General features: G+C 69.3%; 14 protein-coding genes. 13 read left to right on the top strand and 1 reads right to left on the bottom strand.

Annotated features, from left to right (window positions below; genetic code table 11):
• Positions 1-16: 16 nt before the first annotated feature.
• The 12 genes from C8P66_RS18305 (at position 17) to C8P66_RS18250 (ending at position 11,091) form a co-directional block, all read left to right on the top strand.
• Complete coding sequence (locus C8P66_RS18305; protein WP_111399735.1) at positions 17-1,930, top strand: phage terminase large subunit family protein; 1,914 nt, start codon at positions 17-19, stop codon at positions 1,928-1,930.
• A gap of 13 nt (positions 1,931-1,943) precedes the next feature.
• Positions 1,944-2,180, top strand: a complete 237-nt coding sequence (locus C8P66_RS18300) for a phage head-tail joining protein (protein WP_075822868.1) — start codon at positions 1,944-1,946, stop codon at positions 2,178-2,180.
• A complete protein-coding gene (locus tag C8P66_RS18295) occupies positions 2,180-3,673 on the top strand; it encodes a phage portal protein (protein ID WP_111399734.1) in 1,494 nt (497 codons plus the stop codon). The genes C8P66_RS18300 and C8P66_RS18295 overlap by 1 nt, the downstream gene beginning before the upstream one ends.
• The gene (locus C8P66_RS18290; RefSeq protein WP_111399733.1) at positions 3,670-5,163 is read left to right on the top strand and encodes a ubiquitin-activating E1 FCCH domain-containing protein; all 1,494 of its coding nucleotides are present in this window, start codon (positions 3,670-3,672) and stop codon (positions 5,161-5,163) included. The genes C8P66_RS18295 and C8P66_RS18290 overlap by 4 nt, the downstream gene beginning before the upstream one ends.
• A 25-nt stretch (positions 5,164-5,188) precedes the next feature.
• Entirely contained in the window at positions 5,189-7,264 is a 2,076-nt protein-coding gene (locus C8P66_RS18285; protein ID WP_111399732.1) for a prohead protease/major capsid protein fusion protein, read from the top strand.
• Between the two features lie 82 nt (positions 7,265-7,346).
• Positions 7,347-7,694 (top strand): DUF2190 family protein, encoded by a 348-nt coding sequence (locus C8P66_RS18280; RefSeq protein ID WP_111399731.1) that lies wholly within the window; start codon positions 7,347-7,349, stop codon positions 7,692-7,694.
• The gene (locus C8P66_RS18275) at positions 7,691-8,329 is read left to right on the top strand and encodes a structural protein (protein WP_111399730.1); all 639 of its coding nucleotides are present in this window, start codon (positions 7,691-7,693) and stop codon (positions 8,327-8,329) included. The genes C8P66_RS18280 and C8P66_RS18275 overlap by 4 nt, the downstream gene beginning before the upstream one ends.
• Positions 8,326-8,634 carry a head-tail joining protein gene (locus C8P66_RS18270; protein WP_111399729.1) on the top strand — a complete coding sequence of 103 codons (309 nt, stop codon included), beginning with the start codon at positions 8,326-8,328 and terminating at the stop codon, positions 8,632-8,634. Before C8P66_RS18275 ends, C8P66_RS18270 begins: the two co-directional genes overlap by 4 nt.
• A gap of 10 nt (positions 8,635-8,644) precedes the next feature.
• The gene (locus tag C8P66_RS18265) at positions 8,645-8,944 is read left to right on the top strand and encodes a hypothetical protein (RefSeq protein WP_111399728.1); all 300 of its coding nucleotides are present in this window, start codon (positions 8,645-8,647) and stop codon (positions 8,942-8,944) included.
• Positions 8,945-8,947: 3 nt separating this feature from the next.
• Positions 8,948-9,673: a DUF6441 family protein gene (locus C8P66_RS18260; protein ID WP_111399727.1), complete on the top strand. Its 726-nt coding sequence runs from the start codon at positions 8,948-8,950 to the stop codon at positions 9,671-9,673.
• Complete coding sequence (locus tag C8P66_RS18255; RefSeq protein ID WP_111399726.1) at positions 9,670-10,116, top strand: hypothetical protein; 447 nt, start codon at positions 9,670-9,672, stop codon at positions 10,114-10,116. Before C8P66_RS18260 ends, C8P66_RS18255 begins: the two co-directional genes overlap by 4 nt.
• A 21-nt stretch (positions 10,117-10,137) precedes the next feature.
• Entirely contained in the window at positions 10,138-11,091 is a 954-nt protein-coding gene (locus C8P66_RS18250; RefSeq protein ID WP_111399725.1) for a phage tail tube protein, read from the top strand.
• Positions 11,092-11,317: 226 nt separating this feature from the next.
• On the opposite strand, the gene C8P66_RS24480 is transcribed toward C8P66_RS18250, so the two are convergent.
• Positions 11,318-14,212 carry an SEC-C metal-binding domain-containing protein gene (locus C8P66_RS24480; protein ID WP_245903659.1) on the bottom strand — a complete coding sequence of 965 codons (2,895 nt, stop codon included), beginning with the start codon at positions 14,210-14,212 and terminating at the stop codon, positions 11,318-11,320.
• Positions 14,213-14,538: 326 nt separating this feature from the next.
• Between C8P66_RS24480 and C8P66_RS18240 the strand changes: the two genes are divergently transcribed.
• Positions 14,539-14,916, top strand: coding sequence for a hypothetical protein (locus tag C8P66_RS18240; RefSeq protein WP_111399724.1), 378 nt, complete (start codon positions 14,539-14,541; stop codon positions 14,914-14,916).
• Positions 14,917-15,005 lie beyond the last annotated feature (89 nt).

Here is a 15,005-nt window from a genome sequence, read left to right as displayed (position 1 = left end):
CCGCCGCGTTGGCGCCATGCTGCGCCCGCCGCCGCAGCTCACCGTCTCTGAATGGGCCGAGCGCCATCGCATGCTCGGCAGCCGCGCCTCAGCGGAACCAGGCCCCTGGCGCACCAGCCGCACGCCCTACCTCAAGGACGTAATGGATGCGCTGTCGGCGGTGCATCCCGCCCGCCGCGTGGTGTTCATGAAGGGCGCGCAGGTCGGCGCGACGGAGAGCGGCAACAACTGGCTCGGCTACATCATGCACCATGTGCCGGCGCCCGCCCTGGCGGTGCAGCCGACCGTGGAACTGGCCAAGCGCTTCTCGCGCCAGCGCATTGATCCGCTGCTGGAGGAGACGCCCGCGCTGCGGGAGCGGGTTGCGCCGGCCCGCGCGCGCGACAGCGGCAACACCATGCTGTCGAAAGAATTCCCTGGCGGCATCCTGGTGCTGACGGGTGCGAACAGCGCCGTCGGGCTGCGTTCGATGACGGCGCGGTTTCTGTTTCTCGACGAGGTGGACGCCTATCCCGGCGATGTCGCGGGCGAGGGTGATCCGATTGCTCTGGCCGAGGCCCGCGCCCGCACCTTCGGCTGGCGGCGCAAGGCCTTCCTGGTTTCCACGCCCACCATCGCCGGCCGCAGCCGCATCGAGCGGGAGTATCTCGCCTCCGACCAGCGGCGTTTCTTCGTGCCGTGCCCGGAATGCGGGGAGATGCAGTGGATGCGCTTCGAGCGGCTGCTCTGGGAGAAGGGCGCGCCGGAGACGGCGCGGTACCACTGCTCGGCCTGCGACCACCCGATGCAGGAGCACGACAAGACCGCCATGCTCGGCAGTGGCGAGTGGCGCGCGACGGCGGAGGGCCAGGATCCGCACACCATCGGCTTCCACATCTCGGCGCTCTACTCACCGGTGGGGTGGCTCTCTTGGGAGCAGATCGCCCGCGATTGGGAGGCGGCCCAGGGCAAGCCCGAGGACATCAAGACCTTCAAGAACACCGTGCTGGGCGAGACCTGGCAGGAGCAGGGCGAGGCGCCGGATTGGGAGCGCCTGGTCGAGCGCCGCGAGGACTTTCCGATGGGCGCGGTCCCGCCCGGCGCCCTCGTGCTCACCGCCGGCGTCGACGTGCAGGATGATCGCCTGGAATGCGACGTCTGGGGCTGGGCAGAGGGCTTTTCCTCGTGGCTGGTCGATCACGTCGTCATCACCGGCAGCCCGCGCGATCGGGAACCTTGGGACGAACTGGCCCGGGTGCTGGCGCGCGACTGGCCACGCCAGGGCGGTGGCGCCATGCGCATTGCCCGACTCTGTGTCGACACCGGCGGCCGCGACACCGCCGCCGTCTATGGCCATCTGCGCCGCCTGCGGGATCCCCGCATCGCGCCGACCAAGGGCATCGACGGCTGGAACCGGGCGCAGCCCGTCCAGGGCCCGACGTCAGTGGATGCGCTGGTGAACGGTCAGAAGCTGCGCCGTGGCCTGAAACTCTGGACCGTGTCCGTCTCGACCTGGAAGGCCGATCTCTATCGCCGCCTCTGGCTCGGCCGCGGCGACGCGGAGGAGCTTCCACCCGGTTGGGTGCATCTGCCGCGCGCGATCGACGTCGAATGGGTCAAGCAGCTGGTCGCCGGGCAGCTGCGCACGACGAAGGACCGCCGCGGCTTCGCCCGTCAGGAATGGGCCAAGCTGCGGGAACGGAACGAGGCGCTGGACTGCGCGGTGCTGGCGCGCGCCGCGCTCTGGCTGCTCGGCGCCGATCGGTATGGCGAGCAATTCTGGGCACGGCTGAGGGATGAGGCGGCGGACGCTCCCCTCCGGCCGAGCGACATTCCCGCCGCTGGGAATGTCGCAGACGCATCGCCGGCGCCGCAGGTCGGATCGGCGCCTGCGCCCGACACCCAGCGCCCGCGTGGTTGGCTCGCACCGCGCAATGGCTGGCTTCGCTGAGAGGAGGACCATCATGGACCCGACCGTCCTCGCCTGGGCGCTGGCGCAGCCTGCCGGCACCCGCGCCGCCGTGCTGGCCGCCGCCTTCACCGGCGGCACGACGCGCGTGACCTTCGACGGCCGCACCGTGGAATACCGCTCGCTCGACGAGCTCGGCCGTGCGCTCTCCGTCCTGCATGCTGCCGAGAACACCGCTGCGCGCCGCCCCAGCGTCACCTTCGCCAGCTTCTCCCGCGAGGGCAGCAAGTGATGGGGCGTCTCCGCGATGCCTGGGACGCCCTGCGTGGCTATGCCGCCGCCCACGACAGCCGCGCCTCGAACTGGGCGGCCTCCGGCAGCAGTGCCACGGCCGAGGTTGGCGCCGCGGCGCCCACGGTGGCGCGCCGCGCCCGCGATGCAGTCCGCAACGACCCCTACGCCGCCCGCATCGTCGATCTCTGGACCGGGAACGCGGTGGGGGCCGGCATCACCACCCGCTGGCCGGACAAGCCCCACGCCGAGGCCTGGCGCCGCTGGTCCGACAGCACGGCCTGCGACGCCGAGGGAAGGCTCGACCTCTATGGCCTCCAGGCGCTGGTGATGCGGGCCGTGGTGGAAAGCGGCGAATGCTTCGTCCGCCTGCTGCCGGCCGACATCACGACGGCGAACCCAATCGGCCTGCGGCTGCAGGTGCTGGAAAGCGACCACCTCGATGCGGCACGGCAGGGCGTCATCGACGGCGTCCCCACCCTGCAGGGCATCGGCCTGGGCGAGGCGGGCGAGCCGGTGGGCTATTGGCTGCACCGCGTGCATCCCGGCGCATCCTGGGTTCTGCCGGGCGGCGCCACTTGGCTGAGCAGCCAGCGCGTCCCGGCCCGCGACGTGCTGCATATCTACCGCAAGCGCCGGCCGGGCCAGCTGCGCGATGTCTCGTGGCTGGCGCCGGTGCTGACTCGCCTCCGGGATCTCGGCGATTACGAGGCTGCGCTCCTGATGAAGGCCAAGATCGAGGCCTGCCTGGCCGCGGTTGTGTCCGAGGATGGCGATGACGCCATGACCGGCGCCGCATCGGGCCTGCTGCGCGATGCCCAGGGCCGCACGGTGGAAAGCTTCGAGCCAGGGATGATCCTGTACCGGCGCGGCATGGGATCCGTGGAGGTGGTGAATCCGAGTGGTGGTGGGAGCCACGCGGCCTTTGCCCGCCGCGCGCTGGAAGCCTCTGCGGTGGGCACGGGCCTGACCTACGACCAGGTCGCGGGCGATCTCACCCAGGCGAACTACTCCTCGCTCCGTGCCGGCAAGATCGAGTTCCGGCGCCTCTGCGAGCAGGTGCAGTACGGAATGCTGATCCCGATGCTGGTGCGGCCCGTCGCCGATCGTTTCCACGCCCAGGGTGCGCTGCTTGGGCTGTGGGGCGCAGAGGTGCCCGACGGTCTGTCGCACGTCCCGCCGGCCCACGAGATGATCGACCCGCTCAAGGACACCACCGCGCTCATCGCCCAGGTCCGCGCCGGCTTCGTGCCGCAGCCCGAGGCGGTCGGCGCCTTCGGCTACGACTTCCGCCAGGTCGTCGAGATGATCCGCGAGGCGAATGCCCTGCTCGACGAGGCGGGCCTCTCGCTCGACAGCGATCCGCGCCGCGTCGCGAAGTCCGGTGCCGCGCAGGACGCAGCTCAGCTCGCTGCCATCGAGATTGCAGCCACCGGCGCTGCTTCGCCGCGTGCGGATGCGGGCGCTGCCCCCAATCCAGGAGCATCCCAATGATCGCAGGCGCCTACGACTGGACCGACGACATGCTCAAGATCAAGAGCATGCAGAAGAAGTTCCGCGACAGCTTCAACGGCACCGAGATCAACCCGGCGCGGTGGGAGATCGGGGCCACCGGCGGCGGCATCACCCACACCGTGGCGGATGGCGCGGTCACCATCTCCACCGGCACCACGCTCGATGACGAGTTGACGCTCACCAGCCGCACCACCTTCACCATCCCGCTCCGGGTCATGGTGGCGGTGAACATGAGTCAGCGCATCGTCGGTCAGTCGGTCTGGCTCGAGCTGGTCAGCATCGATCCCACCACCGCCCAGCCGGACGGCCGCAGCGTGGCGGCCTGGCGGCTGGATGGCGCCAGCGCCACGCTCGCGAACTACGAAGTCCAGAGCGAGGGCGCGCCGCGCCTCGGCAGCACCTCCGGCAGCACCATTCCCACCACCGCGCCCGCGGGCTGGTCGGTGCTGGAGCTCGAGCCGACCAACGACGAATGCTACTTCCACGGCCGCCTGCTCGACACCACCGCAGCGCGTTCCAACTCCTATGTCCGCCACCAGCAGATTCCGGAGCCCAATGCGCTCTATCGCTTCCGGATCCGCGTGCGGAACCGCCAGTTCATCAGCGGTATCTCCGCGGTGGCGAACAACGGCTCCGGCGCGGTGCGCATCACCCGCGCGGCGCATGGCTTTGCCACGAACGATGTGGTGACGGTCGCCGATGTCTCGGGCGTGCCGGGGGCGAACGGGACATTCACGATCACGGTCATCGACGCGAACAGCTTTGACCTGGTGGGGTCGACCTTCACCGGCGCTTATCTCAACACTGGCTGGGCCTCGATCTCGCGCAACCTCGCGCCGGTCTCGAACACCGACATCAAGGTCCAGTTCGTCACCATCGCGGACTACGCCGAGCTCACCACCGAGATCACGGCGGGTCGCGGCCAGTCCGTTGCTGGCCAGGGGCTGGGCGTGAACGTGCTCAGCACCATCCCGCCGAGCGTCACCCCGGTGGGTGGCCAGGCCCGCAACACCAGCGGCGCGGTACCGGTGCTGGCGGCGACGGGCTACTCGGCCAACCCGGTCGCCGTCACCACGGCGCGCGGCGTGGACCTTCTCGCGACGCTGATCGGCGCGCTGGTCACCAAGCCCTACGCCATCCCAGAGGCGGACTGGCAATACGCCGCCGCCGCGGGCGGGATCATCAACACCACCGACGTGGTGCTCAGGGCGGCCGCCGCTGCTGGCATCCGGAACTACGTGACCTCGATCGACATCCGCAATGCGCACGCGACGATCGCGACCGAAGTGGTGATCAAGGACGGCGCGACGGTGATCTGGCGGCAGTTGCTGGCGGCGGCGATGCCGGCGCCGGTCGAGATCACCTTCCCGACGCCGCTGCGCGGCACCGCGGCCACGGCGATGAACGTCGCCTGCATCACCACCGGCGCGCAGGTCTACGTCAACGCGCAGGGCTTCGCCGCGCCGTAGCGGCGCCACGCCAGGAGCACATCTCATGACCGAACCAATCGAACCGGGCGGGGTATCCTCCGCGCCCGATCGACTTCCCACCGCTGGGCAGTCGATCGTGGCGTGCCGCGCCCTGGCCGCACCGGTCAGCGTCAATCGCGCAGCTCGCACCGTCGAGGTGGTGTGGAGCACCGGCGCGCGCGCCCGCAACTTCGTGCCGCCCTATGGGCCAATCCTCGAAGAGCTCGACATGGCGCCCTCAGCGGTGCGCATGGACGCGCTCCGCTCCGGCCGCGCGCCGGTGCTGGACACGCATCGCCGTGCCGGCACGCGCGACGTGCTGGGCCGCGTCACCGCCGCCCGGCTCGACGCCGGCCGCGGCTACGCCACGCTGCAATTCAGCGGCGCCGACGACGTGGAGCCGGTCTGGCAGCGGGTCGCCGACGGCACGCTGCAGTCGGTGAGCGTTGGCTACCGCGTCCATCGCTACGAGCCCCGGCCCGATGCCGCCACCGGCCAGACCATCCACCGCGCCGTGGATTGGGAGCCCTACGAGATCTCGATCGTGCCCGTCCCGGTGGACGCGGCTGCCGTCGTGCGTGGCGAGGGGGACCAGGGCGCCCCCGCCACCGCCATCGAACCCGCCCTGACCATCCCCGAGGAACCACCCATGCCCGAGACGACGCCGGCTTTGCCGGATCCCGCGCCGGCGCCGCCTGCGCCGCCCACCACCCCGCACCAGGAGAACGCTGTGACCGCCACCGCCCCGCCGGAACCCACCCGCGCCGCACCGCCCGCGCCGGACCTCGATGCCATCCGGGCTGAGGCGGAGCGTGCCGCGGTCGAGCGCATCGCCGGCTATGAGCCGGTGCTGGCCGCCGCCCGCGGCCTGGTGACCGCCGACATGCTCGACACCATGCGGGAGGGCGCCATCCGCGACCGCGTCTCTCCCGAGGTGCTGCGCGGTCGGCTGTGGGAGGCCTTCACCAGCGGCGCCGCGCGTCCCTCCCTGCCGGCGCGCCCCGACACCGGCCCATCCAACGAGGACCCGTCGCAGCTCCTCGACGCCATGGCCGAGGCGCTCGCCGCCCGCACGATGCCCGGCTACCAGGCGCCGGCGACCGGCCGCCACACAGAGTTCCTGGGCTGGCGGCCCTCCGACATGATCGGGGAACTGCTCCGCGCCCGGGGCGAGCGGAACGTCCCGCGCAACCCGACCATCCTGGCCGAGCGCGCCTTCCACACCACCAGCGACTTCCCCGCGCTGCTCTCGGCCGCGGCCAACAAGATGCTGCTGGCTGCCTACGCGCCGGCAGCGCCCACCTACCGCACGCTGTTCCTCCGCCGCGATTTTCGGGACTTCAAGCCGCACCGCCATCTGCGGGTCGGCGACTTCCCGACGCTGCTGCCGCTGTCGGAGAATGGCGAGGTCCAGGCCGGCACCATGTCGGAGAGCCAGGAGCTCGTGTTCCTGCAGACCTTCGCCCGGCGCATCCGCGTCACGCGCCAGATGCTGGTGAATGACGATCTGGGCGCCTTCACTGACTTCGCCTCCATGATCGGCCGGCGTGTCGCCGACTTCGAGAATGCGACGGCCTATGCGCTGGTGAATAGCGCGGGTGGCGACGGCCCCACGCTCACCACCGGCGCGGCCGCGGTCTTCGGGACGGCGGCCGCGCGAGCCAACAAGGCGGGTGCGGGCACCGCGCTCGACCTGCCGAACCTGGCGCTCGGCCGTGCCGCGGTGATGCGTCAGAAGACCCTCGACGGCCTGCCGATCGCGGTGGGTGCGCAGATGCGCCTGCTGGTCGGGCCGAACCAGGAGCTTGCCGCGCGGCAGCTCACGGTGTCCGTCCAGGCGACCCAGACCAGCAACGCGAACGTCTACGCCGGCTTCGTGCAGCCGCTGGTCGAGCCGCTGATCCCGGCCAACCGCTGGTACCTCTTCTCGGATCCGATGGCCGCGCCGGTCTACGTCTACGGCTACCTCAATGGCGCCGAGGGGCCGCAGGTCACCACCGGCAATGTCCAGGGCGTCGACGGCGTGGAGGTCAGCGTGATCTTCGACTTCGGCGTCGGCGCCATCGACTGGCGCGGCGCCTGGTTCAATCCGGGCACCTGATCCCGGCTCCTCCCTTCCATCGTGAACCCATGCAGAGGCCGCCCCATCGGGCGGCTTCTGCGTTTGTGGAGACCTCATCCCCATGCGCAACTATGTGCAGCCGGGCGACAGCCTGGCGCTCGCAGTCCCCTATGCGGGCGGCGTCACCTCCGGCCAGGGTGTTTTGGTCGGCGCGCTCTTCGGCGTGGCCGCCATCGATGGCGTGCAGAACGCCGTCATCGAATGCCAGACCAAAGGCGTCTTCGACATCACCAAGGAGCCGGCGCTGGCGATCACCGCCGGTGCTCGCCTCTTCTGGGACAACACGAACCGCCGCCTCACCACCACCGCCACCGGCAACTTCCAGGTGGGCCTCGCCACCGTGGCGGCGCTGGTTGCGGACACCACCGTGCGCGCCGTGCTGCTGCGCGTTCCAGCGTCCGGCACATGAGCGCCGATCCGACGGCCACGCGGGGCTATCGCAACCGCAACCCGGGGAACATCGAGCACGTCCCCGCCAATGCGTGGCAGGGCCTGGCCGAGCCACCCTCGGACGGGCGCTTCTGCCGCTTCACGAGCCACGAGTTCGGCATCCGCGCGCTGGCGGCGCTGCTGGTTACCTATCAGGACCGGCACAAGCTGCGCACGCCGCGCGCGATCATCGAGCGCTGGGCGCCCAAGGTGGAGAACGATACCGCGGCCTATGTTGCCGTAGTGGCGCGGCGTATCGGCGTCGGGCCGGATGATGCGATCGATCTGAATCGGCACGATCACCTCCGGCCGCTGGTCGAGGCCATCATCCATCATGAATGCGCGGGGCTGAGCTATCCGACCGCGGTTATCGACCGCGCGCTGACGCTCGCAGGGGTGCCGCCGGCGCCGCCGGTGACCCTGCGCGAGGTGGCGGCCGTCACCGGCACCGGGCGTGGTGCGGTCCTCGTGGGCGCAGCGGGCATCGCCACCGCGGTGGCGCAGGCGGCACCAGCCATCCAGGCGCTGGGCGCGCTGGCGCCGGCTGTTGCCATCGCGGTCATCGTGGCGGCGGTGGTCGGCGTGCTCGCCTGGCGGCTGCGGCTGCCAGCGTGAGCGCCTTCGCCGCGGCCATGGATGCGCTGGCCGCGGATCCGAACATCGGCGCTGATGCGACCTACCGCGCGGGCGGGTCCGGGGCTCCGGTCCTGCTCCGCGTGGTCCGCTCGGCGCCGGATCGGCTGGGCGACGCCTTCGGCACCAGCGTGATCCAGGCCAGCGATGTCCTGACGGTGGCCATCGCCGTGCTGCCCATCGTCGAGGCGGGCGACACTTTCACGCTCGGCGCCGACACCCTGACCGTCCAGCACGCCGAGCCTGACGCCGCCGGCATCGCCTGGCGCGTCTTCTGCCGCCGATAGGAGCACCGCCATGATCGACCCCGAACGCATCGGCGGCATCGTCGGCGAGGCGTTGCTCGCCGGCGCGCTCGGCGCGCTTGGGGCGATGGCGCGTTTCTCGACCACCGACCGGCCACTGCTGACCCGCGCCTATCTGCTGCACGCGCTGGCCGGCGGCAGCCTCGGCACCGGCGCCTGGCTGATCGCCCATGCCTTCGAGCTCGATGGCTGGTGGTTGTTCGCGGTGGCGTGGTTGGCGGGGACGCTCGGCTATGCGGCTCTGCACGACCTGCTGCTGCGGATCCTCAGCCGCAAATTTGGCGGACGCTGATCCATGCGGCTCGGCGCCAGCATCGTCGGGGACCTGCGGAAGCTGCTGGCGGACGAGGTGCGCGCGGGCGAGCGCGCCGCGATGACCGCGATCCGCGCCGAGACCGAGCAGGTGAAGGCCGAGCTCCGCCGGCAGGTCACCACCGCCTTCTCGGGCAACGCGCGCGGCATCGCCAATGCCTGGCGGTCGATGATCTTCCCGCGGTCCGGGCAATCGCTGCGGCCGGCGGGGCTGGTGTTCACCAAGGTGCCGAACGTCATCGATGCCTTCGAGCGCGGCGCGCTGATCCGCGCGAAGGGTGGCGGCAAGTTCCTGGCCATCCCGACCGGCTTCAACGCGGCCCGAGGACGGCGCGGTCGCGGTGAGAAGGGCATGCGGGTGACGCCGGCGCAGATGGTCGCCTCCGGCCAGGCCTTCCTGCGCCCCTTCAAGTCAGGCCGGGGCTTCGTGTGGTGTCTGCCGCTGCGCCAAGGCGAGCAGACCGGGCGGCGGCGTCGGACGCGATTGGTGGCGGGCGGCGTCACCGAGGTCGGCACCGGCAACCGCAAGGGGCGCGAGGCCTGGGCGCGCGGCCTGCTGGAACAGGGGATGGTGCCGATGTTCCTGCTCCTGCCGCAGGTGAAGCTCGCCAAGCGGCTCGACGTGCGGGGTGCGGCTGAGCGTGGGCTGCGCCGCCTTCCGGGCCGCTTCGTGGCGGCCTGGGAACGTGAGAGCGGGAGGGCCGCATGAGCGCGCGGGAGACGGCCATCGCCGCGCTGCACAGCCGGCTGCTCACGTCGCTGGCGGCCAGGAACCCGGCACCGCTGGTGCTGCGCGGCGAGACAATCCCGCAGCGCATCCCCGCCGGTGGCCTGGTGGTCGTCCGCGACGGTGAGACGGTGGAGGAGACCCCGATCCTCTCCCCGCTGGCCTGGCAGGTCGAGCATCGCGCCGAGGTCGAGATCACCGTCGCCGGCGCCACCCCGGCCGCACGCAACACCCTGCTCGACGCGCTGCTGGTCGATGTTTCCGCGGCGATCGCCGCCAATCGCACGCTGGGCGGCGCCGTCGAGTGGGCGCAGCCCGGCAGTGCGTCCTTCGAGGATGTCGAGTTCGAGGGTGCTGCCGCGGCTCGCGCTGCCGCCATGACCGTCACCCTCTGGTTCACTGTCGCCGGCTCGCCGCTGGCCTGATCCCCGTCCAGGAGAACGCCCATGCCCCGTGCCATCGGCGCGAATTGCCGCCTGCTGACCTTTCCCGAATCCACCTACGGCACCGCGCCAGGCGGCAATTGGCGGCGCATGCCCTTCCTGTCCTGCGATCTCGGCGCCGAGCAGCCGCTGCTCGATGCCGACGTGATCGGCGTCGGCAGCAACCGGGATCCCGCGGCGCCCTTCCTCGACACGGTGACGGTCGCCGGGCAGGCCGTGGTGCCGATCGATCTGATCAACATCGGCCACTGGCTGCGGCTTCTGTTTGGCGCGCCGACCACCACGGGCACGACCAACTTCACCCACACCTTCGCATCCGGGGCGGCGTCGCTGCCCTCCAACGCCATGGAGATCGGCTATCCGGACGTGCCGTCCTTCGACGTGTGCACGGGCGTGCGCGCCGACACGCTGGAGATGGACTTCACGCCGACCGGTGCCGCGACGGCCACCTTCGGGCTGCTCGGCCAAGGGTCGGTGCGCACGGGCGCCACGTCAGGCGGCACGCCGACCAGCGCGGCCTATACCGCCTTCAACAAAGCGCAGGGCTCCATCACGCGGAGCGGTTCCGCGCTGGCGCAGGTCACCGGGGCGCGGCTCACCTACGCCAACGGCATGGAGGCGGTGCGGACCATCCGTGCCGATCGTCGCGTCGAGGGCGTGGATCCTGGCATCGCCCGCTGCACCGGCCAGATCACCGTGCGCTTCGAGAACACCACGCTGCTGGCCCAGGCGCAGGCTGGCACCTCGGCGGAATTCGCCCTGGCCTTCACGATCGACGCCAACCGCAGCCTCACCATCACGCTGCACGAGGTCTATCTGGCGCTGGCCAAGACGCCGATCGAAGGGCCGGCGGGCGTGGAGGCCAGCTTCGATTTCAGGGCCGCGTTCAACGCCACGGCAACGCGGATGATGACGGCGGTGCTGCGGAACCAGCAGGCGGGGACGGAGTATGCGTGACGTCCATCGCCCTAATTGAGTTCGCTTTGGTCGAGAATCGACTATCGCACGCGAGTCAAGCGGACGTCCGCTCCACTCCTGGATGCGGCTTGAGGAGACAGGCCGTTTAGGCTCACACGCGACAACATGATTTGGCCGTCAGGCAACCGACGGTTTATGATCGTTAGACGGGCAGTAGCAGACATTCTGACCGCCACGATGGCTCAGGGATGAATTGGGGCGACGGTCACCGTCCGTGGCACTGCTTGTATTTCTTGCCCGAGCCACACGGGCAGCGCTCGTTGCGCCCGACCTTCCTACGCGGCTCGACGACCCTCGGCGCGCCACGACGCTGATCGAATAGCGCCTGCAGGGATGCGGGAATATTGACCTCCTGCTGGCGCGGCCCGCCGAACCGCCGCACATTCTCGATGAGCCGCTTCTGGTTCTGAAACGCCTCACGATGCCCCGGTGCCATCGCCTCCTCAAACGGCCGCAGACGCGCCACTTCATCGGCTGCGGCCTGGTGGTCGCCGCAATAGGCGAGGACCACCGCATAGAGCGCCCGAGTCTCTATGACGCGTGAAGCGAGCCCAACTCCCTGCATGATCGGGAAGATGCTCCGCTCAAGAACCTGCCGGGCGCCGATGAAGTCGTTCACCCAGACAAGCTCGTCGACCAGATCGAGACCAACCCGCACCAGCGAGTCGAACGCGTGGGCGAGCTCATAGAACTTCATCGCATGGATGCGTGCCAACACAGAGCGCTGGCTCATCCTGCCGGCAGCCTGCGCTAGCAGGTCGAGTGTGTCGGCCAGATGCTTCAGCGTATTGGTGATGTCCCGAACTGTGGGCAGTTGCCGGCGCAGCTCCCCGGCACTGCGCCCCATCACATCTCCGGGGGTGATACCGAGCTCCCCGTAATACTCCTCGATCAGTTCGGAAGCCGCGGCGACGGCAGTGGTGTTGTCACCGAGCTTGAAGAGGGCGAGCGCCCGGTTGTAGCGGAACACACGCATATGCTCGGCTTTCGCCGAAATGCGCCGCTCGACCATCCCGAGCATCTCATTGACGCCTTTCGCGTCCCCCAGCATCGACCGGAGGAGCATGCGTTTCATGCCCCAGGCCAACCACTCGTCCTCGCCGAGTCCGTTTGCCTCGACCAGGACCTGCATCTCGTCGATGCGACCGCGGGCGGGTTCGAACGCCCCTTCCCTGAGGTCGTTGAACACGAGCCCATCCAGCGCCCAGAGACGCGTTTCAGGATCCGCTTCCGCGCTCGCTGCGATGTCGACCAAGAATGGCTCGATCTCCGGCCAAACACCCATCTCGTGGAACAATTCGTCTGTCGCGAACCCGACGAGGATCCTCGCGTCTCCCAGCTGCCCGAAGAGGCGGATGAGAAGACCCAGTTTTGCTATGCTCCAATCCTTGCGGATCGAGACGATGATCACCTCGCGAAGGGCGGCCTTCGCTTTGCTCTCGGCCGCGCCGCCCCGCCCTGCAAGATCCGCGAGTCCGAGCATGCGCACGGCGTCGTGGACCTTGAGAGCGGAATTGCCGAAAAGCTCGAGCGCACCCGTCGCCGGCAGGGCTCGCAATCTTGCGGCACCCGCGCGGGCATCGATGTCGGAAGCGCCTTGAAGAAGCTTCATGGCCTCGTCCCGCGAAAGCGCGACGTCGGCCAAGCTCAGGATCGCGATCGTCTCGCGGGCCTCCGCCGATAGTCCCTCGAATGCGCGCTTCAGGATGATCTCCTGTGCGGTCTCCACGACGTGGGTCTGCGCCTCCACATCCGCACAGAAGGCTCGGACCGATCCACCGTATTCCCGGGCAGCGACCGTGGCGGCGTTGAGGACGTAGAACGGCAAGCCACCCGTCAGGCGCGACAGGCGCTGGCAGTCGCCGAAATCGGCTTGGCATCCCGCGTCGTGCAGCGCTGCTGCGATCGTATCCTCGTCCCATCCATGCAATGTCTCGGCCGTGACAGCCAGCCTTGCTTCCATAGCGATGACCTCCGCACCCGGCTGCGCGAGCAGTAGGAAGCGGAGGTGCGGCGCGCGGGCGACGATCGCCTCGATGTCGGATGCCGGGACCCTGTGCGCGTTGTCGATCACAACATGGACATAGACGCCCTCCTCACCGAGCTTGACGCTGAGCGCGCCGAGCGTGTCGAGGCCGCTGGCACCAGGAAGCAGGATTTCACCGAGCTTCCCGCCCGACCGCCCGAATATTCTGGCGGCGACCTCGCGTGTGACAGCCGATGCGAGAGCCGGTCCAGGCGTGTCGACGACGTCGATGTACGTTACCGGAAGTGGGGCATGCAGGGCCGCCTCTGCGACCCAAGCCGTCTTTCCGGCACCCGACAGGCCCGAGACGATGCGGACGCACTGGTCACCAAGCAGCGCCGGCTCATCGATCTGCGCCCTGTATACTGGCGGCGGAGCTGGCAGCTCCTGCATCTGGACGACCAGTTGTTCGAAGAGCGCCGTCAACTCCTCGCGGGAGAAGCTATGATCCTGCCGTGGCGGACTTCCCGCCGACGCGAACATCACGATGCTTGCGAGCTTCCACGTGAGCGTCTCCGGCTTCAACAAGGCGAAGGGCAACTTGCCCGCGAGCGTGGAGCAGGTGCTGATTGCGTCGCCGATACTTTTCGGAGGCACGGGTAGGAACGAGTCCGTTGGTGCCGGACCGTCGGGCCAGTGCAACTGAACGTCCTTCGGCCAGTCGTCAGAGGCGAACTTCTTCAGAAGCGGCCCCGACGGCGCCGCGTTAGATACGATCAAGAAGCCCGCGTCGCCATCTCGCGCGCCCTTGCCATGCTCGCGCCTGATCTCATCGAAGCGCTGAAGGGCGCCTTCGATATCTCCAAAGCTCAGACTGCCGATCCGCGTCTTGATCTGGATGTAGACCCGCCGATGCGGGAGCACGATCTCCACATCCTCATCGCGCTCCACGATGACCCGGTCGACGCCGTTTGCCCCGGCCAGAAGAAGGCAGATCGCTCCATAGATGTGCTGATAAAGAAAGCCGCGATGGACGGCCTCAATACGGACAAGTTGACGCTCGTCGACGACTGCGACGTCCTCAACAAAATTTTTCGCGCCGCTCGATTTGGCGGCCTCGGAATCGTTGGCCACAGCGTACCTCGTGATCAGACAGATGGTTTTCTTCTGAATAGATGGGCGGTTACGCCATGTCGATCACGGACAAGGACGTGACTGTGGATCGCCTGGCACGTTCCTGCCCGAAGAATAGCCCGTCGTCTCCGCGCCACTCTTCAAGCGAACCTCAGCGTGAGCCGACATTCCGAAATGGCTCGAAAGCCGGATTTCTTGCCTTCGTGCTGCGCTGCTGACCATCACGCAGCGCCGCGCCGATGGCAGGCCTCGGCCTTGAAGCGATTGCAACTGCCGCTTCTGGCTGACCGCATCGGCACCAAGAACCATCGAAATGGAGACCCCCAATGCTCACCCTCGACCTCCCGACCGAGCCGTACTGGCTCGACCTTCCCCGCGGCGTCCGCGTGGAAATCCGCCCCGTCACCACTGCCGTCATGGCCGCCGCCCAGGCCGGATCCGCGCGCCGCCTCGGCGCACTGCGGGCCGGGGAAACCGACCTCGACCCCGACATGGCGCGCGGCCTGGCATTCGCCTTCCTGGTCAAGGCGCTCGCCCGCCACGCCGTCACCGCCTGGGAGGGCATTGGCGACGCAGCCGGCAAGCCGCTGCCGCTCTCCCCCGAGGCCGTCGAGCGCCTGATGGACATGGATGAGATGGCGGCCGCCTTCTGGGACCGCGCCACCGGCCCGGTCGCTGCCGTGGCCCTGGAGGGAAACGGCTAAGCGACTGTCTTGCTGGTCAATGGTCGTTCTGCCTTTTGATGCTTGCCGGGATCCCGGTTCGGTTCAAGGCGGGCGCTGCGCGCCCCCGC

It is taken from the genome of Humitalea rosea (assembly GCF_003253705.1).
In the GTDB taxonomy this organism is placed as follows: domain Bacteria; phylum Pseudomonadota; class Alphaproteobacteria; order Acetobacterales; family Acetobacteraceae; genus Humitalea; species Humitalea rosea.
The sequence above is the reverse complement of the archived record's forward strand: the minus strand, read 5'-3'. Positions and strand labels throughout refer to the sequence as shown.